Here is a 20,363-nt window from a genome sequence, read left to right as displayed (position 1 = left end):
ATGACCAATATGACCGCAACGGTGATGTGTGTCACCAGCGGCTCAATGATGGATATCACACAAGGGCAGCGGATTGGACATCAGTGCAGGACCGCAGCGCCTTACACAGTATCCAGAAGGAGAATCCCATGACCTCTCAACGAGGAGAGTCGGCAGTAGCCGCCAAAGGTGGACGCAAGGGGCTCGACAAGTCGCATTACCTGTACATCGCGGTCATCCTGGCCGTAGTGCTCGGCGCCGTGGTCGGCCTGATGTTCCCCGAGGTTGGCAAGTCCCTCAAGCCACTCGGTGACGGCTTTATCAAGCTCATCAAGATGATGATTGCCCCGGTCATCTTCTGCACCATCGTCCTGGGTATCGGCTCCATTGCCAAAGCCGCAACAGTTGGCAAGGTCGGGGGACTTGCACTGGGCTACTTCGTGGCAATGTCCACGTTTGCCCTCGCCATCGGCTTGGTGGTTGGCAACCTGATCCACCCGGGCGAGGGTCTCAAGTTGACCCCGTACGATCCCACCAAGAAGGCCGATACCAACAGCACGGTGGACTTCCTCCTGGGAATTATCCCCGGTGACATCCCGGTCCTGCCCACCCTTCTGGCTGCCATCCTGGTTGGTTTCGCACTCCAGAAGATGGGGAAGCAGGGTGCGCCCATCCTCACCGCCATCGGACACGGACAGCGCCTCGTATTCCGCATCCTCATCATGATCATGTGGCTGGCCCCGGTTGGAGCGTTCGGCGCCATCGCCGCCGTCGTTGGTGCCACCGGCGCCCAGGCGATCCTCAGCATGTTCACCCTGATGCTTGCCTTCTACGTAACCTGCGCCCTGTTCATCGTGGTCATCCTCGGCACGCTGCTCCGCGCAGTGGCTGGCGTGAACATCTTCAAGCTCATGAAGTACTTGGCCCGCGAGTACCTCCTGATCTTCTCCACCTCTTCCTCCGAGGCAGCCCTGCCGCGCCTGATCGCCAAGATGGAGCACCTGGGCGTCTCCAAGCCGGTTGTTGGCGTCACCGTTCCCACGGGCTACTCCTTCAACCTCGACGGCACGGCGATCTACCTGACCATGGCATCGCTGTTCGTAGCCAACGCCATGGGCACACCGTTGGATCTCGGCGCCCAGATCTCCCTGCTGGTCTTCATGATCATCGCTTCCAAGGGCGCTGCAGGCGTTACGGGTGCCGGACTTGCCACCCTTGCCGCCGGCCTCCAGGCACACAAGCCGGAACTCCTGGGCGGCGTGGGCATGATCGTTGGAATCGACCGCTTCATGTCCGAGGCTCGTGCATTGACCAACTTCACCGGCAACGCAGTTGCCACAGTCCTCATCGGCACCTGGGTGAAGGAAATCGACAACGGCCAGGTAGAGCGCGTCCTCTCCGGCAGCGAGCCCTTCGATGAGCAGACCATGATCGCCCACGGCGGCGAAGAGGAGGCTGCACCCGAAGTAGAAAACCGCGAAAAGGCCACGGTCTAACAGGACCAGCTCCGACGCAGTACGGTAACGCGAAGGCCGGCACCCCACCAGGTGCCGGCCTTCGCTGTTCCCTTAGAGGCACGCACCAGTCCGGGTAACCTTCGACCTCAACCAGAGGGTCAAGGCTCAGGAATCGGCCAATGTCAAGTTCCCCGAATAACCGTGTCGGGCGCTGTAGCCTAAAGGGGTAGCAGCGCTGTCGCCGGGGGCGCAGCGGCAGGGAAGATCGTCGTCGAAAGAGTGGTTAGATACGTGAGCATCGAACGGGGAACAGCTACGCTGGAAGGCACCGAGCTCGATCTGGAAGACGCCATCATGGGGCCCACGGGCCGTCCTCACCGCGAATTCCCGGAACCCGCTCCACTGGCCTCCCACGGACCGGCGAGAGTCATTGCCATGGTCAATCAAAAGGGTGGGGTGGGTAAAACCACCTCCACGATCAACCTGGCGGCTGCGCTCGCAGAGTACGGCCGGCGTGTCCTGTTGGTGGACTTTGACCCCCAAGGGGCGCTTTCCGCCGGCCTCGGGGCAAACCCGCACGAGCTCGACCTCACCGTCTACAACGTGCTGATGGACCGCAAAGTAAACATCCGTGATGCCATCCAGCAGACCGGTGTTGAGGGTGTTGACCTCTTGCCCGCCAACATTGATCTATCCGCTGCCGAAGTCCAGCTCGTCAACGAGGTAGCCCGCGAGCAGGTCCTGGACCGCGCGCTTAAGAGCGTTGAGGACGATTACGACGTCGTACTGATCGACTGCCAGCCGTCGTTGGGCCTGCTGACAGTAAACGCGTTAACTGCAGCCCACGGCGTCATCATCCCGCTGATCTGTGAATTCTTCGCCTTGCGCGCCGTCGCACTCCTGGTGGAAACCATCGAGAAAGTACAGGACCGCCTCAACCCGCGCCTGCAGGTGGACGGCGTCCTGGCCACCATGTACGACGCCCGCACCCTGCACAGCCGCGAAGTCATCTCGCGCCTGGTGGAGGCATTCGGGGACAAGGTCTTCGAGACGGTCATCAAGCGTTCCATCAAGTTTGCAGATGCCACCGTGGCCGCGGAACCCATCACCAGCTACGCCGGAAACCACATCGGCGCCGACGCTTACCGCCGTCTTGCCAAGGAACTGATTTCGCGCGGCGGCGCGCCCTAGCGGACGGTGGGACCGTCAATCGCCCCCACCGCTGAAGCGGACCTGGCCTCGCCTGCTCAAACGGAAGTGCCTGCTCAAACGGATACGCCTGCTCAAGCGGATACGCCCGACGCCGGACCCTCCGAAGCCCGTAAGGCCGGCTTTGAGGTACGGCTCGCTAACTTCACGGGCCCCTTTGATCTTTTGCTCGGCCTCATTTCCAAGCACAAGCTGGATATCACCGAGGTGGCGTTGGCCACGGTCACCGATGAATTCATCAAGTACATCAAACGCCTTCAGCAGTTGGGGGAGGACTGGGCGCTGGATGAAGCCAGCGAGTTCCTGGTGATAGCTGCAACGCTGCTGGATTTGAAGGCGGCGCGCCTCCTGCCTGCCGGTGAGGTGGAGGACGCTGAGGACATTGCTCTCCTGGAGGCGAGGGACCTGCTGTTCGCCCGTCTGCTCCAGTACAAGGCTTTCAAGCAGATCGCCGGGATCCTCGGCGGGACACTGGAACAGGAAGGCCGTAGGTACCCGCGGCAGGTTGCGTTGGAAGGGCATTTCGCCGCGCTGCTTCCAGAGCTCGTATGGCGGCACACGCCGGAGCAGTTCGCGGAACTTGCCGCCAAAGCACTGAAACCCAGGGATTCCTCTCCTGCCGAGGTGGGCTTGGACCATCTCCATGCTCCGCCGGTGAGCGTCAAGGAACAAGCCGAAATCATGGGCTACCGCTTGAAGCTGGGCGCGCCGCTGTCCTTCCAGGCGCTGATTGCCGACGCCGAAACTACTTTGGTGGTGGTGGCACGTTTTCTGGCGTTGCTGGAGATGTTCCGGGACCGCGTGGTCGCGTTCGAACAGCCCGGGCCGTTCGCTGAGCTGACGGTTCGGTGGACAGGTGATGACGCCGGCTGGGACAGTTCCAGCCTGAGCGAGGAGTACGAATCAGGAACAGAAGCAGATCGAAGCGGGGATGGCACCAGTGAGTGAGCAGGAAGCAGTCGAGGACGGCTTGGCTGAACTGGAAGCCCTGCCCGGCGGTGGGCGGGCAGCGTTGGAGGCGGTCCTTATGGTCATTGATGAGCCGGCCACCTCGGAAGAGCTGGCTGCCGGACTCAACGTGACGGTCGCCGTCGTCGAGGATTTGCTGCAGGACCTGCAGCGGGAGTATAGCGGCTATACTGTTAAAGCCCCGGACGTGGATGCTGTCGGCTTTGCCGCTGCCAGTACTGCACCCCGGGGTTTTGAATTGCGGAACGTCGCCGGTGGGTGGCGGATCTATTCACGGTCGGAATTTGCTGACATCGTGGGCAGGTTCGTCCTCGAGGGGCAGACCACCAGGCTTACTCAGGCAGCGCTTGAGACCCTGGCGGTGATTGCTTACCGGCAACCGGTCTCAAGGGCCCGGGTGTCTGCCATTCGCGGCGTCAACGTCGATTCCGTAGTCCGGACGCTTACCCAGAGGGGTTTGATCGAGGATTCCGGAAACGATCCCGAATCGGGAGCTGTCCTTTACCGGACAACCTCGTACTTCCTGGAACGGATGGGCATCGGCTCCGTGGCTGAACTGCCACAGCTCTCGCCGCACCTGCCGGGTTTGGAAGGGATCGACGAGTATTACGACGCAAGCCGGATGTAGCCACGGCCCACATCGGCACTGCAAGACAACTTCATACTGATTCACGGCACCTGACCTAGGTGCACAGCGACAAGGGGCAGACGATGTCTGCCCGGCTGGCTAGTGTTGATTTCAACACCAATTGCCGGCCATTACTACACAAGGACGGGTCATGACACAGGCGGGACGCCAGAGTTCACCACGTAACGGTTCGGGACGCAACAGCTCCGGACGCAATGAGGCCAAGGGCGGCACCGGCCGCTCCAACGCCGGCGGCTTCTCGGGCCGCGGCGGCAGCGCCGGCGCTGGAAAGCGCAACTTCACCCAGGGCGAGGGACGCCCCTTCAAGGCATCGAAGCCGCGCGAAGCGGCCCCATTCGATCCTGACAACCCCACAACTGCGGGCGATTACGATCGCGGCCAGGCAGCCAGGCCCGCGAAGCCCTTCCGCAAGCCAGGTTCCAACAAGCCCGGCTTTGGCAAAGCCCCGGGCACGCCGGGCGCCCTGAAGCCCAAGGCGAAGCCTGCACGGCAGTACGGGTCCAAGGCCTTCGGCAGCGAACGCTTCGGCCAGAACCTGGGCCCCATCCGGAAGCCGGGTCGCAACCGTGGTCCGCGCCAGGAGGTCCCCCAGTCCGATCTTCACGATGTTGACGGCGTTCGCCTGCAGAAGGTCATGGCACAGGCTGGTGTGGCCTCACGCCGTGTGTGCGAGGAAATGATCCTCGAGGGACGCGTCGAGGTTGATGGTGTGGTGACCACCGAACTTGGGATGCGAGTGGACCCAACGTCTGCCGTGATCCACGTCGATGGCATCCGTATCCAGCTGGACGAAACCCTTGTCTACATGGTCTTCAACAAGCCCAAGGGAGTTGTTTCCACCATGGAGGACCCCGAGGGCCGTCCCTGCATCAGCGACTTCCTGAAGAACAACAAGAACAAGGGCGAACGCCTGTTCCACGTCGGCCGTCTCGATGTCGCCACTGAGGGACTGCTGCTGCTGACCAACGACGGCGAACTCGCCAACCGCTTGACGCACCCTTCGTATGAGGTACCCAAGACGTACCTGGTCCAGGTGCGTGGCCCGTTCCCGCAAGGCGTGGGCGCAAAGCTGAAGAACGGCGTCGAGCTTGAAGACGGCGTAGCTGCAGTGGACTCCTTCCGCTTGGTGGACTCCACTCCGGGTCACGTCCTGATCGAGGTTGTCCTGCATTCGGGCAAGAACCGCATTGTGCGCCGCATGTTCGACGCCGTCGGCTTCCCGGTTGAGCGTCTTGTCCGCGTCAAGGTTGGTCCCATTGGCTTGGGCGACCAGCGCCAGGGCAGCATCCGCAACCTTGGCAGGCAGGAAGTCGGACACCTCCTGGCATCGGTGGGACTCTAGGGCATGTCGGCATTCGGTACGCACGGCCGGGGCCATCTTGACGGCCCGGTCGTCGTCCTCGGTACGGGCTTGCTTGGAGCCAGCATCGGCCTTGGCCTGCGCGGACGTGGGGTCCCGGTTTTCCTCTTCGATCCTTCGCCCACCAACCAGGCGGTCGCGGTGGATATCGGTGCGGGACGTCCGTTGGGGGAGTTGGATGAAGAGCCGCAAGTGGTAGTGGTCGCGGCTCCGCCGGATGTTACTGCGGACGTCGTGCAGAAGGCACTGGCGGACTACCCTTCCGCCGTCGTGGTCGATATTGCCAGCGTCAAAGCCACCATCCAGGCGCAGTTGCGGGAACGCGGCGTTGACCTTGCCCGCTATGTGGGTACCCACCCCATGGCAGGCAGGGAGAAGTCGGGCCCGGTTGCGGCCAGGGGAGAGCTTTTCACGTCCATGCCCTGGGTGCTTTGCCCCTCCGAAGAAACGTCGGATGCTGCACTTCAGGCTGCACGTTCGCTTGCGGGGGATCTGGGAGCAATCGTTTCCCAGTTCACTGCCGACGAGCATGATGAAGCCGTGGCGTTGGTGTCGCATCTGCCGCAGATCATGTCTTCCCTGCTGGCGAGCCGGTTGCAAGGCACGCCGCTGCATGCCCTCTCCTTGGCGGGCAACGGACTCCGGGATACTACCCGTATTGCGGCCAGCGATCCCACCCTCTGGGTCCAGATCCTGGGCGGCAACGCGGAGAAGGTGGTGTCCATCCTGCACGGTGTGCGCGAGGACCTGAACCGATTGATCGGTACCTTGGAAGAACCGCTTGCCCCCGGTGCACGGCTTGATCTTGCCCAACTGATCAGCGAGGGGAATGCAGGGCAGGCCCGGATCCCGGGCAAGCACGGCGGACCTCCCCAAGCGTACTCATGGCTCACTATCCTGGTGGATGACAAGCCTGGCCAGATCGCGCACCTCCTCACCGAGATCGGCGAGATCGGGGTGAACCTTGAAGACCTTCGGCTCGACCATTCTTCGGGACAGAACGTGGGCATGGTGGAGCTTTCCGTTCTTCCGAGCAAGCATGACCTCCTTGTTGAAGCTTTGACTGACCGTGGATGGCGGGTACTCCAGTAATGACGCGTGAATTTTTTGGCCCGGAAACAGTTGCCCGTCCCGGGAAGCCGCTCGTGATCGCAATCGACGGTCCTTCAGGGTCCGGCAAGTCCAGCGTCAGCAAGGAAGTTGCCCGGCGCTTGAAACTGGCCTACCTGGACACCGGTGCAATGTACCGGGCGCTGACGTGGTACTGCCTCAAGACCGGCGTTGACCTCCAGGATGGCGCTGCGGTGGAACAGGCTTCCAAAATCATGCCACTGGAGATCAGCACCACTACTGCCACGGAGTATGTGGCGGTTGATGGCACGGACATCACGGACGAAATCCGGGATCCTTTGATCTCCTCGTCGGTCAGTGCTGTCGCCACGACGCTTGGTGCCCGCACCGAGCTGATCCGTCGTCAGCGCGAGCTGATCGATCAGCACCACCGCCGCATGGTGGTGGAGGGACGCGACATCACTACCGTCGTCGTCCCCAATGCTGAGGTCCGCATGCTGTTGACCGCCAGCGAGGAAGCCAGGATGCGGCGTCGGGGGATCCAGTTGGGCGGAACGCAGACTAAAGAACAGCTCAACGCCCAGGTAATCCAGCGTGACGCCAAAGACTCGACGGTAGTGAACTTCACCCAGGCGGCCGACGGTGTGGTGACACTCGATTCCTCGGACCTGAACTTTGAGGAAACCGTCCAGACCGCCTTGGCAATCGTGAGCAAGGTTATCTATGGTGACTGAGAATCAGCTCCCCTCTGTAGGGAGCAAGATGTGGAGCCGGCCGGTTGGCTGGTTCCTGGACCACGTCATCTACCGGACCATCGTGGCGGGCAAAAGCAATGTTCCCGCTGCCGGACCCGTGATATTTGCCGCGAACCACATCAGCTTCCTGGACGGGCCCGTGATGTTCGGTGCGTCGCCGCGCCCTATGCATATTCTCGTTAAAAAGGAGATGTTCAAGGGCTTCCTGGGCTCTGTCCTGAGGGGATCCGGGCAGGTTCCAGTGGACCGCGCCGGTGACCGCACCGCCCTGCATGTCGGAAAGAAACTGCTCGACGCCGGTCGTTGCGTAGGGATTCTTCCCGAAGGAACGCGGGGGAGCGGCTCGGCCGAAAGCATCAGCAATGGAGTTGCGTGGCTCGCCCTCAACTCCGGAGCTACCGTCATCCCTGTGGCCATCCTCGGAACCCGCCAAGATGATGAGCATCGAGACCATATCCCCAAACCCCGCCGTAAGCTCCATGTCAGCTTCGGCGAACCCATCACGGTGAAGCGCCGGAAGGGCGAACCCGGGCGTGTTTCAATGGACAGGGCGGCTGCGGAGATCCGTGAAGCCCTGGCCGAACACGTCCAGGACGCCATCCGGGCCACAGGCCAGGGCCTTCCCCTGGAACCTGCGCCCGGCGAACCCACTTCGCAGCACCGCCATACAGCAGTAGCCGGGACGCCGGCAGACCACCACTAAGGAAAGTGCAATGAGCGATACGACTCAAAAATCCGGCCTCCACGGAGCCGGCGACGACGAATACACGCCCACCGGCACCGACCAGGTGGCGGAAAACCTGGCGGCCCTGGACGATGACGAGGCCGAGCTCCGCGCGGCCACCCTCCGGGCCGGCCTGGACGATTACGAACTCGACGAAGAAGATGCCGCGCTGCTCAGCGGTGAATACGGCGACGAAGGCGACGAGGGTCCCCTCAAGCTGGACCCGGTTTTGGCCATCATCGGTCGCCCGAACGTGGGTAAGTCCACGTTGGTTAACCGCATCCTTGGCCGCCGTGAAGCCGTTGTGGAGGACACCCCGGGCGTTACCCGCGACCGCGTCATGTACTCGGCGCGCTGGAACGGCCGCAACTTCACCTTGGTGGACACCGGTGGTTGGGAGCACGACGCCAAGGGCATCCACGCCCGCGTGGCCGAGCAGGCCGAAATGGCCGTTGAGCTTGCCGACGCCGTGCTTTTCGTCGTTGACTCTGCCGTTGGCGCGACCGCCACTGATGAGGGCGTCATGAAGATGCTCCGCAAGAGCAAGAAGCCGGTCATCATGGTGGCCAACAAGGTGGACGACTTCGCACAGGAGGCCGATTCCGCTGCACTGTGGGGACTGGGCTTCGGCCAGCCGTACCCGGTTTCGGCTCTGCACGGCCGTGGCGTTGCCGACCTCCTGGACCATGTCATGGACACTCTGCCCGAGTACTCGCTGGTGGAAGGCGTGGAGCGTTCCGGCGGTCCTCGCCGTATCGCCCTGATCGGCCGCCCGAACGTTGGTAAGTCCTCCCTTCTGAACAAGCTCGCAGGCTCCGAGCGCGTAGTGGTGGATCCGCTGGCCGGCACCACCCGCGACCCGGTTGACGAATTCATCGAACTTGGCGACCGCACGTGGCGCTTCGTGGACACCGCAGGCATCCGCCGCCGCCAGCACATGGCACAGGGCGCCGACTTCTACGCTTCCCTGCGTACGCAGGCCGCCCTCGAAAAGGCAGAGGTCGCCGTCGTGCTTCTTGCCGTCGACGAGGTCCTCAGCGAGCAGGACGTCCGTATCCTGCAGCTGGCCATTGAATCCGGACGCGCGCTGGTGCTCGCGTTCAACAAGTGGGACCTGCTGGACGACGAACGCCGCCGTTACCTGGAACGTGAAATCGAGCAGGACCTTGCCCACGTGGAGTGGGCACCCCGCGTGAATATCTCGGCCAAGACCGGCTGGCACAAGGACCGCCTTGTCCCCGCGCTGGACATTGCGCTGGAGAGCTGGGACCGCCGTATCCCCACCGGACGCCTCAACGCGTTCCTGGGCGAACTCGTGGCAGCGCACCCGCACCCCGTTCGTGGCGGAAAGCAGCCCCGTATCCTCTTCGGCACCCAGGCATCCAGCCGCCCGCCGAAGTTCGTGCTGTTCACCACCGGCTTCCTGGATCCCGGATACCGTCGCTTCATCACGCGTCGCCTCCGCGAAACGTTCGGCTTCGAGGGCACGCCCATCGAGGTCAACATGCGCGTACGCGAGAAGCGTGGCAAGAAGCGCTAAGTGAGACGGGCATCACAGCGCACTTTGGCTGTGATGGCGTCTCCGACCTCCAACTTCGTGTAAGCTTTTGGAGGTGGTTCGGCCGGACTGCTTAGGTGGGACTCTTCGGAGGAAAACTTAGGCGGAGAACGGTAGAACCAGCGGGCTGTAGCGCAGCTTGGTAGCGCACTTGACTGGGGGTCAAGGGGTCGCAGGTTCAAATCCTGTCAGCCCGACCATAAAGGCCGGAATCACGTGGAAACACGGTGATTCCGGCCTTTGGTCGTTAACGTATGTTTTGGTTCCGGTCTTGTTCGTATCACCCCGGGTTGAACGCCGGGGGATACAAACAAGACCAGGATCGGGCTAGACCTTCTGCAGTGCGCCGAGCGCCCTCACCAGCGGTTCCAGCTCGGGCACGGACTCGGCGGCCTCAAGAGCCGAGGCAAGGGTCTGGTCGTGCACAGGTTTGGCCGCCTCGAGGAGCTTCTGGCCGGGCACCGTCAGTTCGGTATAAATGCCGCGGCGGTCGTCGGCGCAAAGGATGCGCGTGAGCAGGCCCCTGTCCTCAAGGCGATTGACCAAGCGGGTGGTAGCACTGCTGGACAGGGCGGTGGCGCGTGCCAGCTGCTGCATCCGCATGTGCCAGCCGTCCTGGCGACTCAGCGCATCCAGCACCGTGTACTCCACCACCGAAAGCTCGCTGGAGGCCTGGAGTGCCTTCTCCAGCTCTGCTTCGATGCTTCCGTGCAGGGCGGCAAGGGTTCGCCAGCCCTGTGCCCGTACTTCTACGGCGTCATCCTTGATGCCCATGTCTGCTGTGCTCCTGCCTTGATGTCGTGTAGATCAGGACGCATCCCAAAGTAGTTGCTTGCGCAAATAAGTAGCGTGTGCAACTATATATGAAGCGTCTGCAACTATTATTCTACGGTTCCCGACGACGCACTTCCACTTCTCGTCGAACCAAACTTTAAAGGAGCTCCACATGCCCGCAGGGTTGATTGCCCTTGCCCTCGGCGGATTCGGTATCGGGCTGACCGAATTCGTGATCATGGGCCTCTTACCGGAAGTTGCCGCCGACTTCCAGGTCAGTGAGGCCTCGGCCGGCTGGTTCATCTCCGGCTATGCCCTCAGCGTTACCGCCGGCGCGCTTCTGGTGACGGCTGCAGTCACCAGGCTTCCGCGAAAGCCGGTCCTCATCGGCTTGCTTGTGCTGTTCATCGCCGGCAACTTCTTGTCCGCAATAGCCGACAGCTACGCCACAATGATGATCGGCCGCATCATCGCAGCGCTTTGCCATGGTGCGTTCTTCGGCATCGGTTCCGTAGTTGCCGCGAGCCTGGTGCCGGCACACAAGAAAGCCGGGGCCATTGCCATGATGTTCACCGGACTCACTGCGGCCAACGTCCTGGGTGTTCCCTTTGGAACGCTGCTTGGCCAAAGCTTCGGCTGGCGCTCAACGTTCTGGGCGATCACCGTCATCGGAGTTGTTGCGCTGATCGGCATTGCCTTGATGGTCCCCAAGGCCAGCACGGAGCCCGCCAAGGGTCTCCGCAGCGAGCTGGGCGCGTTCAAGTCCGGTCAGGTTTGGCTCTCCATCATTGTGACCATCCTCGGGTTCGGCGGCATGTTCGGCGCCTTCACCTATATTGCCTTCACTCTCACCGAGGTGTCCGGATTCGAGTCCGGCGCCGTGCCGTGGCTCCTGGTGATCTTCGGCGGCGGCCTGTTCGTCGGGAACTTCCTCGGTGGCAAGGCCGCGGACAAAGCTTTGGACAAGTCCCTCATCGTCATCCTTGCCGGACTGGTGGCGGTGCTGGTCTTCTTCGCCCTCACCGCGTCCAATAGCATCGCCACTTTGGTGTCACTGGCGCTTATGGGCGGTTTCGGATTTGCCACCGTACCGGGCCTACAGATGCGCGTGATGCATTTTGCCTCCACGGCACCAACGCTCGCATCCGGTGCGAACATCGGCGCGTTCAACCTCGGCAACGCACTCGGGGCCTGGCTCGGTGGCGTTACCATCACCGCCGGCCTCGGCTACACCTCGCCCATCTGGGCTGGAGCTGCTATCACCGTTGCCGCGTTGCTGGTCATGCTGGCGGCGGGCGCAGCAGCAAGGCGTAGGGGAGCGGCGGCGCCTGCTGTAACTCCCGACGTCGAACGCGAACCGCGTGAGGCCACCGTCGCCTGACGCCGGACTGCAAAGCAGGTCCGCAAAACGAAGAAGCCCGCCATGGATATCCCATGGCGGGCTTTCGGCGTCCTAGGCGCTGGGCGTAATGTCCTGCGCCTGCGTTTCGCCATTGTTGGCAGCCTTGACGCGTTGGTTCTCTGCTTGCCTGAGCTCTTTCATCTGCTTGCCCCTGCGGCGCCACAGTGCCCGGAGAATTGTGACTGCAATGAAGACCGCCACGGCCGCAACAGCGGAAATGGCTGTCCAGGTTGTGAAGAATCCGGCATCCACGCTCAGGGTCCTCTGGCCGGCGTGGGCTGACTCCGTGCTGCCGAAGGCGATTCCGGCGGTGAGCAGGTTGGGTGTGGCGATAGCGACGGCCACCAGGACAATAGCGATTTTCCATGGCCAGGACACCGCTTTGCGGGTGGCCTGCCATGCTACGAGGAGCGGAACGAACGTGAAGACGAAGCCGTAGAACATTCCCACCAGTACGCTGGCTCCAAGGTCGCGTCGGATCTGTCCGGCGATGACATCGGACCACCAGCGCGGAAGGACTGCCCCGAGGATGAAGTAGGCGGCCACAGCGACAAGTACTGCCACCAGGATCAGGATTATTTTTACGCCCCGATTGCGCTTTTTCTGAGCTGGTACTTGTGCTTGTTCGGTCATGGGTCAATCATGGCAGAGACCCCATGAGGTACAGGGGAAATGTGCCTATACTTTCAGCGGTGGCCATCAGCAAGGCCGCCGTCGAGGTTCGTAAATGTCCCGATGAAAGGCCACCAGTGAGCAATATTCCGGAAGAACTTTCCTACACCGCAGAACACGAATGGGTTACCGCTCCAGATGCCGACGGCGTAGTGCGCATTGGCATCACCGACTTCGCACAGGACGCCCTGGGTGACGTTGTCTATGCCCAGATGCCTGAACCGGGGACGAAAGTCACCGGCAATGAAGTTGTTGGCGAAGTGGAGTCCACTAAAAGTGTCAGTGATATCTACGCTCCGGTGACCGGTGAAGTCACCAACCGAAATGACGCCTTGGACACTGATCCGGCCTTAATTAACTCGGACCCGTACGGCGAGGGATGGTTAATTGAAGTAAAGCTTGCAGAAGCTGATGCAGTGGATTCCCTGCTCAGTGCATCGGAGTACGAACAACAGGTAGGCTAAAGTTATCTGGCCCGTCAGGCCGCTTTCCCATAACCGGGAAAGCGGGACGGCGGGCCAGCAACCGATTTGCCCGGCGGTACCGGGAGGCGGAAGTGGCCGGCAGGGTTTGGAACTGCCGGCGGATGAGGAGGAAATTCCATGGTTGGCGGCGAACAGAATCAAGCCAATGTCGGGAACGGCGCGGAGGAACAGCCGACGTCGGAGACCACCTCGATCAGCATCACGCCAACGTGGGACGAGCCGAGCATTGCCCCCAAGTTGGCTCCTGAAGAGCGTGCATCCGTAGACGCACTTCCGCCGAACTCAGCATTGCTCATTGCGCACAGTGGGCCCAACGCCGGTGCTCGTTTCCTGTTGGACGCGGACACCACCACGGCTGGCCGGCACCCCGATGCCGACATCTTCCTGGATGATGTCACCGTTTCCCGCAAGCATGTTCAGTTCATCCGGACGGCGTCCGGCTTCGAGCTGGTGGACATGGGGAGCCTCAACGGAACGTACGTCAACCACGACCGCGTGGACCGCGTGCACCTGAAGAGCGGCAACGAGGTACAGATCGGCAAGTTCCGGTTGACCTACTACCTGAGCCCTGTTCGCGCAGCAGGCCAAGTCTGACGGGGTATCTGCCTGTGGCTATGGCCCAGCAGGACCGTCGCGGACCGCAGGTCCTGAATATCGGGGAAGTCCTTGCCCAGTTGAGCGACGACTTTCCCGGTATGACGGCGTCCAAGATCCGTTTCCTGGAGGAAAAAGGCCTCATCAACCCGAAGAGGACTCCTGCGGGTTACCGACAGTACTCGGACGGTGATGTTGAGCGGCTCCGTTTCGTCCTGGCCCTTCAGCGTGATCAGTACCTGCCACTGAAGGTCATCAAGGATTATCTCGATGCCATCGACCGCGGTGAGAGGCCGGAAAATCTCCCTCCTGGTGTCACAGTGTCGCCCAGGGTGGTCTCGGCGGAAATGGCAGCCGAAGTGCAAGGACGGGCCCGCGCGCTCACCGAGGAGCAGTTGCGAGCCGAGTCGGGTGCCAGTGTCTCCCTGCTTGAATCCCTCTTGAGTTTTGGACTGATCACCCATGTTGGCGGCAAGTTCGACGAACACGCACTTCAAGTAGCCCGTGCTTGTGTCCAATTGGAAGGACACGGCCTCGAGCCCCGCCACCTTCGTCCCTTCCAAGCTGCAGCTGAGCGGGAGTTCGGCCTGGTGGAAAGGGCCGTTGCCCCGCTGACGTCGCGGCGGGACGCTGCTTCGCAGGCTCGTGCCGCCGAGGCCGCCCGTGAGATCAGCGATCTCTGCCTCACCCTGCACAGGGCCTTGGTGCACGACCGTATCTCCCGGATGGATAGCTGATGATCGAAGTCGAAATCGTCGGTGTCCGGATCGAACTTCCGTCCAATCAGCCGCTGGTACTCCTTCGGGAGATCAACGGTGAGCGGCATGTTCCGATCTGGATCGGCACTCCTGAAGCCAGCGCCATCGCGTTGGCACAGCAGGGTGTTGTCCCGCCCCGGCCAATGACGCACGATCTCCTGGTTGATGTTGTTGAATCCTTGCGCCATTCCATCATCAGCGTGAACATTGTGGCGGTGGAGGACAATATCTTCTACGGGCAGCTGCAGTTCGACGACGGCACTGTAGTAAGTTCGAGGGCTTCGGATGCGTTGGCCCTGGCACTGCGGGCCAAGTGCCGCATCTGGTGCGCCGATGCGGTCATGGAAGAAGCCGGTGTCCGCATCACCGAGCATGATGAAGGCGAGGACTCGGAGCCGGATCCCGCAGTGGACGAAGAACGCGAGATGCGTCGCTTCCGCGAGTTCCTGGATGACGTGGAACCGGAAGATTTCGAAGGCTGAGTCACCCTAAACCTAAAGTTGAGGGTGAAACTTTCGACACGGCAGGATTTTGGAGCCAAGGTCTTTGACCTCGGCCCCTCGCGGGCCTAACGTCGAAGTTATCAAGTTCCCGTTGCATACACTGCCGGCGCAAGTCACACTGGAAGGTGCGGACTTGCGGGAATTACACTGCTGCATTTCGCCGTTGTATCAGAGTATGCACCGTCCCCAAGGGAACTGAGAACAAGGAGGTCACGTGAGTCCGAAAGGCGAAGCAGGCGAGCTGAAGCAGTCCTCTGCCGGCATTGCTGCGCCCGCATCCGGCGCCCAAGGTTTGCTCTTCACGGAGGACCTTCCCGTGCTGGACGAGGACGCGGGCTACCGCGGTCCCACCGCATGCAAAGCTGCAGGCATCACCTACCGCCAACTCGACTACTGGGCACGTACTGGCTTGGTTGAGCCTGCTGTCCGTGGCGCTGCGGGCTCCGGTTCCCAGCGTCTCTACGGCTTCCGGGACATTCTTGTTCTGAAGGTGGTCAAGCGCCTCCTTGATACTGGCGTATCCCTCCAGCAGATCCGCAGCGCCGTGGAACACCTTCGCGAGCGGGGCGTCGAGGACTTGGCGCAGATCACGCTGATGAGCGACGGTGCGAGCGTCTACGAATGTACATCCGCTGACGAGGTCATCGACCTCGTTCAGGGCGGGCAGGGCGTCTTCGGCATCGCCGTTGGGCGCGTATGGCGGGAAGTTGAGGGAAGCCTGGCCGCGCTTCCGAGCGAGCATGCCGCGGAGCAGTCCTTTCCCGACGACGAACTGAGCAAGCGGCGTGTCGCGCGTCGCATCGGCTAAACACCGGACCACTGAATTCAGCCAAAAGAAGGCCTCGTCTCTGTGGGGGACGAGGCCTTCTTCTTGTGTAGAGTGCGTAGGCGGAGGCGCTCAGCGCTGTCGGCGGTCCCGCGTAGAGGACTGTCCAGCCAAGAGGCTCCCAAGGAGGGCATCAAAGAGTTTGGCAGCGTTCTTGGCAGAGTCTCCGGGCCAGTGGTGTACCGAGTGTGCCGCACCCTGGATCTGCTGCCAATTGGCCTGCTCCGGAATGTGGGGCGTCAGGAGCAGTTCGCCGAACATTGATTCCATTTCAGCTAAGCGGAAGGTGTGCTCCGCGGAACCCGTGCGCACCCGGTTGGCCACGATCCCTGCCGGGGCCAGGTTGGGGGCGAACTCCTGCCGGAACAACTGAATAGCTCGCATGGTGCGTTCCGTGCCGGCCACCGAGAAGAGCCCGGGCTCTGCAACGAGGACTACGCGATCGCTTGCGCTCCACGCCATGCGCGTCAGGCCGTTGAGGGACGGAGGGCAGTCGACCAGGACGAGTTCGTAGTTGGTAGTGCCTGCCAGTACGGCTGAAAGCCTGCGAAGGTCGCGTCGGCCCAGATCCGGCCGATCATAGATTCCGGTGAAGGCCGATCCCACTGCGACGTCCAAGGTGCCGTTGCTGGACCCATTGGAAACCCACGAGCTGCCGGCCACATTGCCGGCGAGGTTGGCTTTTCGGGGGCTTTTCAGCATTCGGCCGATGTCGAGTTGCCCGCCCGGCTGGACGCCAAGTGCCGTGGTGGCGTCGGCGTGTGGATCGAGGTCCACCACCAACGTGGGAATGCCGGCCGCGAGGGCCGCGGACGCCAGACCGGTGGTCACGGACGTCTTTCCCACTCCACCCTTGAGGCTGCTGATGCTGACTACTTGCACTTGAAAACCCAAAACCTAACGCCGGTTGCCGTATCGCGCTGATTCGCTCCGGAAGCATCGGAGCCGGGGCTTGCCGAAGCCCCTTGAACATCATATGGTGCATCGCGGTCGATTCCCGCTTTCTACGCGCCCGGCCGCTGGGGATAAGCGAGGGGCAATAGCATGCTGTCGGATCGCGCGCACGCATATACAGCCCAGATGACGATTCCTTTGTGATGGTTGCCACAAAGATTTGTGTTTGATGCTGGCGGCACTACACACTGTGACCACCGACCGATCCACCCGCAATGATGCAGGAGAAGTATGTTTTCGAAAATTCTGGTGGCCAATCGCGGCGAAATCGCGATCAGGGCGTTTCGCGCTGGTTATGAACTGGGCGCCAAGACCGTAGCCGTCTTTCCGCATGAGGACCGTAACTCGATCCACCGGCAGAAGGCCGACGAAGCTTACCTGATCGGCGAGGTGGGCCATCCCGTCCGCGCCTACCTGGACGTAGAGGAGGTTGTCCGCGTCGCCAAAGAAGCCGGCGCTGACGCCATCTATCCCGGCTATGGCTTCCTCTCCGAGAACCCGGACCTCGCCCGTGCTGCCAAGGCAGCAGGCATAACCTTCGTGGGCCCGCCCGCGGAGGTCCTGGAGCTCGCAGGTAACAAGGTTGCCGCCCTGGAAGCCGCCCGCAAGGCCGGCGTCCCGGTCCTGAAGTCGAGCAAGCCCTCCAAGGACCTTGACGAGCTCATCGCTGCCGCCGATGAGATCGGCTTCCCCATCTTCGCCAAGGCAGTTGCCGGCGGTGGAGGCCGTGGCATGCGGCGTGTGGAGACGCGCGAAGCCCTCCCCGAAGCATTGCAGTCCGCCATGCGTGAAGCTGATGCAGCTTTCGGCGACCCCACCATGTTCCTTGAGCAGGCAGTTCTGCGTCCCCGCCACATCGAAGTACAGATCCTGGCCGATGCCGAAGGCAACGTCATGCACCTCTTCGAGCGTGACTGTTCGCTTCAGCGCCGCCACCAGAAAGTGGTGGAGATTGCGCCCGCGCCGAACTTGGATGAGAACATTCGCCAGGCTCTTTACCGCGATGCCGTGGCGTTCGCCAAGGCCTTGAACTATGTCAACGCCGGAACCGTGGAGTTCCTGGTGGACACAGAAGGGGAGCGGGCCGGCCAGCACGTCTTCATTGAGATGAACCCACGCATCCAGGTTGAGCACACCGTCACAGAGGAAATCACCGACGTTGACCTCGTCCAGGCTCAGATGCGTATCGCGTCAGGGGAAACCCTTGCGGACCTGGGGCTGAGCCAGGATTCAGTGTCCATCAAGGGTGCTGCGCTGCAGTGCCGCATCACCACCGAAGACCCGTCCAACGGATTCCGTCCTGATGTTGGAAAGATCACCGGCTACCGTTCTGCCGGTGGCGCCGGTGTCAGGCTCGACGGCGGCACGGTCTACTCGGGTGCCGAGATCAGCCCGCACTTCGACTCCATGCTGGTCAAGCTGACCTGCCGTGGCCGCGACTACCCTGCGGCTGTAGCCCGTGCGCGTCGCGGTTTGGCTGAATTCCGTATCCGTGGCGTGTCCACCAACATTCCATTCCTGCAGGCTGTTCTCGCGGATCCGGACTTCAATGCCGGAAACGTGGCCACGGACTTCATTGACAAGCGCCCTGAGCTGCTGAAGTCACACATCTCTGCAGACCGTGGCACCAAGCTGCTCACCTGGTTGGCTGAAGTCACCGTCAACAAGCCCAACGGGGAGCTCGCTGTCCATTCGGACCCTGCCCGCAAGCTGCCGGCGATCGATGGCCCGGTTCCCACGTCGGGTTCGCGCCAGAAGTTGATCGAGCTTGGGCCGGAGGGCTTTGCCAAGGCACTCCGTGAGCAGCAGGCGCTGGCCGTTACGGACACCACGTTCCGCGACGCCCACCAGTCCCTGCTGGCAACACGGGTGCGCACCCGCGACCTCGTGGCCGCCGGCCCGGCAGTGACAGCACTCATGCCCGAGCTGCTATCCGTGGAGGCCTGGGGCGGCGCAACTTACGACGTCGCGCTCCGCTTCCTCGGCGAGGACCCGTGGGACCGTCTGGCTGCATTGCGCAAGGCCTTGCCGAACACCTGTATCCAGATGCTGCTCCGCGGACGCAACACCGTCGGCTACACCCCGTACCCGGAAGAAGTGACGGAGGCCTTCGTCAACGAGGCTGCAGCTACGGGCATCGACATCTTCCGTATCTTCGACGCCCTCAACGACGTCAACCAGATGGCCCCCGCCATTCGGGCCGTGCGTGCAACGGGGACGGCCGTAGCTGAGGTGGCTCTCTGCTACACGGGCAACCTCCTGGACCCGAACGAGGACCTCTACACCCTCGACTACTACCTGGACCTCGCCCAGAAGATCGTCGACGCCGGTGCACACATCCTCGCCATCAAGGACATGGCGGGCCTCCTGCGTCCGGCTGCTGCCGCGAAGCTGGTTTCTGCCCTGCGTGAGCGCTTCGACCTGCCGGTGCACTTGCACACCCACGACACCGCGGGTGGCCAGCTTGCCACTTTGCTGGCCGCTGTTGACGCTGGCGTGGATGCGGTTGACGTGGCATCTGCATCGCTGGCCGGCACCACAAGCCAGCCCGCTGCGTCGGCACTGGTCGCCGCATTGGCCAACACCCCCCGTGATACAGGGCTCAGCCTGGCCAACGTCGGTGCCCTTGAGCCCTACTGGGAAGCCGTCCGCCGCGTCTATGCCCCCTTCGAATCCGGTCTCCCGGGTCCCACAGGGCGCGTCTACCAGCACGAAATCCCCGGCGGCCAGCTGTCAAACCTTCGCCAGCAGGCCATCGCCTTGGGCCTTGGGGAGCAGTTTGAAGCCATTGAGGACATGTACACGGCGGCTGACCGGATCCTTGGCCGCCTGGTGAAGGTCACTCCTTCATCCAAGGTGGTAGGTGACCTCGCGCTGCACCTTGTTGGACTCAACGCCGATCCCGCGGACTTCAACGAGAACCCGCAGAACTACGACATCCCGGACTCCGTCATCGGCTTCCTGTCCGGCGAACTCGGTGATCCTCCCGGAGGCTGGCCTGAGCCGTTCCGCACCAAGGCCCTTCAGGGCCGCAGCGTCAAGGTGCGCGACGTCGATATCAGTGCTGAGGACAGTGCAGCGCTCAAGGGTGACTCCAAGACGCGGCAGCACACGCTGAACCGTTTGCTCTTCGCTGGACCCACCAAGGAGTACCTGAAGAGCGTTGACACGTACGGCAACATCTCCGTGCTGGACACCCGCGACTACCTGTACGGTCTCCAGCAGGGCGCGGAGCACGTCATCGAGTTGGAGAAGGGCGTCCGCCTCATTGCCCAGCTTGAGGCTGTCTCCGAGGCCGATGAGAAGGGCATGCGCACCGTGATGTGCACGCTCAACGGCCAGTCCCGGCCGGTTGTCGTCCGCGACCGTTCGGTGGTCAGCAACGTCAAGGCAGCTGAGAAGGCAGATCCTGCACAGCCTGGCCAGGTTGCCGCCCCGTTTGCAGGCGCAGTTACGGTAACGGTGAAGGTGGGCGATGTTGTCAACGCCGGCGACACCGTTGCCACCATTGAGGCGATGAAGATGGAAGCATCCATCACGACGCCGGTGGCCGGCACGGTCTCCCGCCTCGCCATTTCCTCGGTTGAGCAGGTCCAGGGCGGCGACTTGCTGCTGGTGATCGGCTAACCATCCAGCCAAAAAAGTACCCCGCCCGGAAGAATCC

The 20,363-nt window shown here is 62.3% G+C and carries 19 protein-coding genes and 1 tRNA gene; 17 read left to right on the top strand and 3 right to left on the bottom strand.

Features of this window, described 5'->3' with window-relative positions:
* Positions 1 to 128 precede the first annotated feature (128 nt).
* From M1D89_RS15050 to M1D89_RS15005, 10 genes are all read left to right on the top strand, one after another.
* Complete coding sequence (locus M1D89_RS15050; RefSeq protein ID WP_402937509.1) at positions 129 to 1,475, top strand: cation:dicarboxylate symporter family transporter; 1,347 nt, start codon at positions 129 to 131, stop codon at positions 1,473 to 1,475.
* A 252-nt stretch (positions 1,476 to 1,727) separates the two neighbouring features.
* Positions 1,728 to 2,627 (top strand): ParA family protein, encoded by a 900-nt coding sequence (locus tag M1D89_RS15045; protein ID WP_011774377.1) that lies wholly within the window; start codon positions 1,728 to 1,730, stop codon positions 2,625 to 2,627.
* Positions 2,628 to 2,633: 6 nt separating this feature from the next.
* Entirely contained in the window at positions 2,634 to 3,593 is a 960-nt protein-coding gene (locus tag M1D89_RS15040) for a segregation and condensation protein A (protein WP_498644665.1), read from the top strand.
* Complete coding sequence (scpB, locus tag M1D89_RS15035; RefSeq protein ID WP_498644664.1) at positions 3,577 to 4,242, top strand: SMC-Scp complex subunit ScpB; 666 nt, start codon at positions 3,577 to 3,579, stop codon at positions 4,240 to 4,242. Before M1D89_RS15040 ends, scpB begins: the two co-directional genes overlap by 17 nt.
* A gap of 151 nt (positions 4,243 to 4,393) precedes the next feature.
* On the top strand, positions 4,394 to 5,605 hold the full coding sequence (locus M1D89_RS15030; protein ID WP_017200807.1) for a pseudouridine synthase: 1,212 nt from the start codon (positions 4,394 to 4,396) through the stop codon (positions 5,603 to 5,605).
* A gap of 3 nt (positions 5,606 to 5,608) precedes the next feature.
* Entirely contained in the window at positions 5,609 to 6,715 is a 1,107-nt protein-coding gene (locus M1D89_RS15025) for a prephenate dehydrogenase (protein WP_498644660.1), read from the top strand.
* Positions 6,715 to 7,428: a (d)CMP kinase gene (gene cmk / locus M1D89_RS15020; protein ID WP_017200809.1), complete on the top strand. Its 714-nt coding sequence runs from the start codon at positions 6,715 to 6,717 to the stop codon at positions 7,426 to 7,428. The genes M1D89_RS15025 and cmk overlap by 1 nt, the downstream gene beginning before the upstream one ends.
* Positions 7,429 to 7,456: 28 nt before the next feature.
* Positions 7,457 to 8,152, top strand: coding sequence for a lysophospholipid acyltransferase family protein (locus M1D89_RS15015; RefSeq protein WP_498650961.1), 696 nt, complete (start codon positions 7,457 to 7,459; stop codon positions 8,150 to 8,152).
* A 10-nt stretch (positions 8,153 to 8,162) separates the two neighbouring features.
* A complete protein-coding gene (gene der, locus M1D89_RS15010; protein WP_039240711.1) occupies positions 8,163 to 9,713 on the top strand; it encodes a ribosome biogenesis GTPase Der in 1,551 nt (516 codons plus the stop codon).
* A gap of 141 nt (positions 9,714 to 9,854) precedes the next feature.
* A tRNA-Pro gene (locus M1D89_RS15005) sits at positions 9,855 to 9,931 on the top strand.
* Between the two features lie 127 nt (positions 9,932 to 10,058).
* Here the strand turns inward: M1D89_RS15005 and M1D89_RS15000 are convergent.
* Entirely contained in the window at positions 10,059 to 10,505 is a 447-nt protein-coding gene (locus M1D89_RS15000; RefSeq protein ID WP_402937492.1) for a MarR family winged helix-turn-helix transcriptional regulator, read from the bottom strand.
* Between the two features lie 172 nt (positions 10,506 to 10,677).
* On the opposite strand from M1D89_RS15000, the gene M1D89_RS14995 reads away from it, so the two are divergent.
* On the top strand, positions 10,678 to 11,886 hold the full coding sequence (locus tag M1D89_RS14995; RefSeq protein ID WP_498644657.1) for an MFS transporter: 1,209 nt from the start codon (positions 10,678 to 10,680) through the stop codon (positions 11,884 to 11,886).
* A 72-nt stretch (positions 11,887 to 11,958) separates the two neighbouring features.
* Here the strand turns inward: M1D89_RS14995 and M1D89_RS14990 are convergent, their stop codons facing one another.
* Entirely contained in the window at positions 11,959 to 12,540 is a 582-nt protein-coding gene (locus tag M1D89_RS14990) for a hypothetical protein (protein ID WP_498644655.1), read from the bottom strand.
* Positions 12,541 to 12,656: 116 nt separating this feature from the next.
* Here M1D89_RS14990 and gcvH point away from each other — a divergent pair, with 116 nt between their 5' ends.
* From gcvH to M1D89_RS14965, 5 genes are all read left to right on the top strand, one after another.
* Entirely contained in the window at positions 12,657 to 13,043 is a 387-nt protein-coding gene (gene gcvH / locus M1D89_RS14985; protein ID WP_017200815.1) for a glycine cleavage system protein GcvH, read from the top strand.
* Between the two features lie 138 nt (positions 13,044 to 13,181).
* The gene (locus tag M1D89_RS14980; RefSeq protein ID WP_498644653.1) at positions 13,182 to 13,658 is read left to right on the top strand and encodes an FHA domain-containing protein; all 477 of its coding nucleotides are present in this window, start codon (positions 13,182 to 13,184) and stop codon (positions 13,656 to 13,658) included.
* A gap of 20 nt (positions 13,659 to 13,678) precedes the next feature.
* A complete protein-coding gene (gene ftsR, locus M1D89_RS14975; protein WP_498644651.1) occupies positions 13,679 to 14,395 on the top strand; it encodes a transcriptional regulator FtsR in 717 nt (238 codons plus the stop codon).
* Entirely contained in the window at positions 14,395 to 14,898 is a 504-nt protein-coding gene (locus M1D89_RS14970; protein ID WP_498644649.1) for a bifunctional nuclease family protein, read from the top strand. Before ftsR ends, M1D89_RS14970 begins: the two co-directional genes overlap by 1 nt.
* Before the next feature lie 235 nt (positions 14,899 to 15,133).
* Entirely contained in the window at positions 15,134 to 15,727 is a 594-nt protein-coding gene (locus tag M1D89_RS14965) for a MerR family transcriptional regulator (RefSeq protein ID WP_017200818.1), read from the top strand.
* 90 nt (positions 15,728 to 15,817) lie between these two features.
* Here M1D89_RS14965 and M1D89_RS14960 read toward each other — a convergent pair whose 3' ends face one another.
* Entirely contained in the window at positions 15,818 to 16,627 is an 810-nt protein-coding gene (locus M1D89_RS14960) for a ParA family protein (RefSeq protein WP_402937480.1), read from the bottom strand.
* Between the two features lie 303 nt (positions 16,628 to 16,930).
* On the opposite strand from M1D89_RS14960, the gene M1D89_RS14955 reads away from it, so the two are divergent.
* Positions 16,931 to 20,326, top strand: coding sequence for a pyruvate carboxylase (locus M1D89_RS14955; RefSeq protein ID WP_498644646.1), 3,396 nt, complete (start codon positions 16,931 to 16,933; stop codon positions 20,324 to 20,326).
* The last annotated feature ends 37 nt before the right edge of the window (positions 20,327 to 20,363 follow it).

It is taken from the genome of Arthrobacter sp. D3-18 (assembly GCF_054408525.1).
This window is presented reverse-complemented; position numbering and strand designations above follow the sequence as displayed.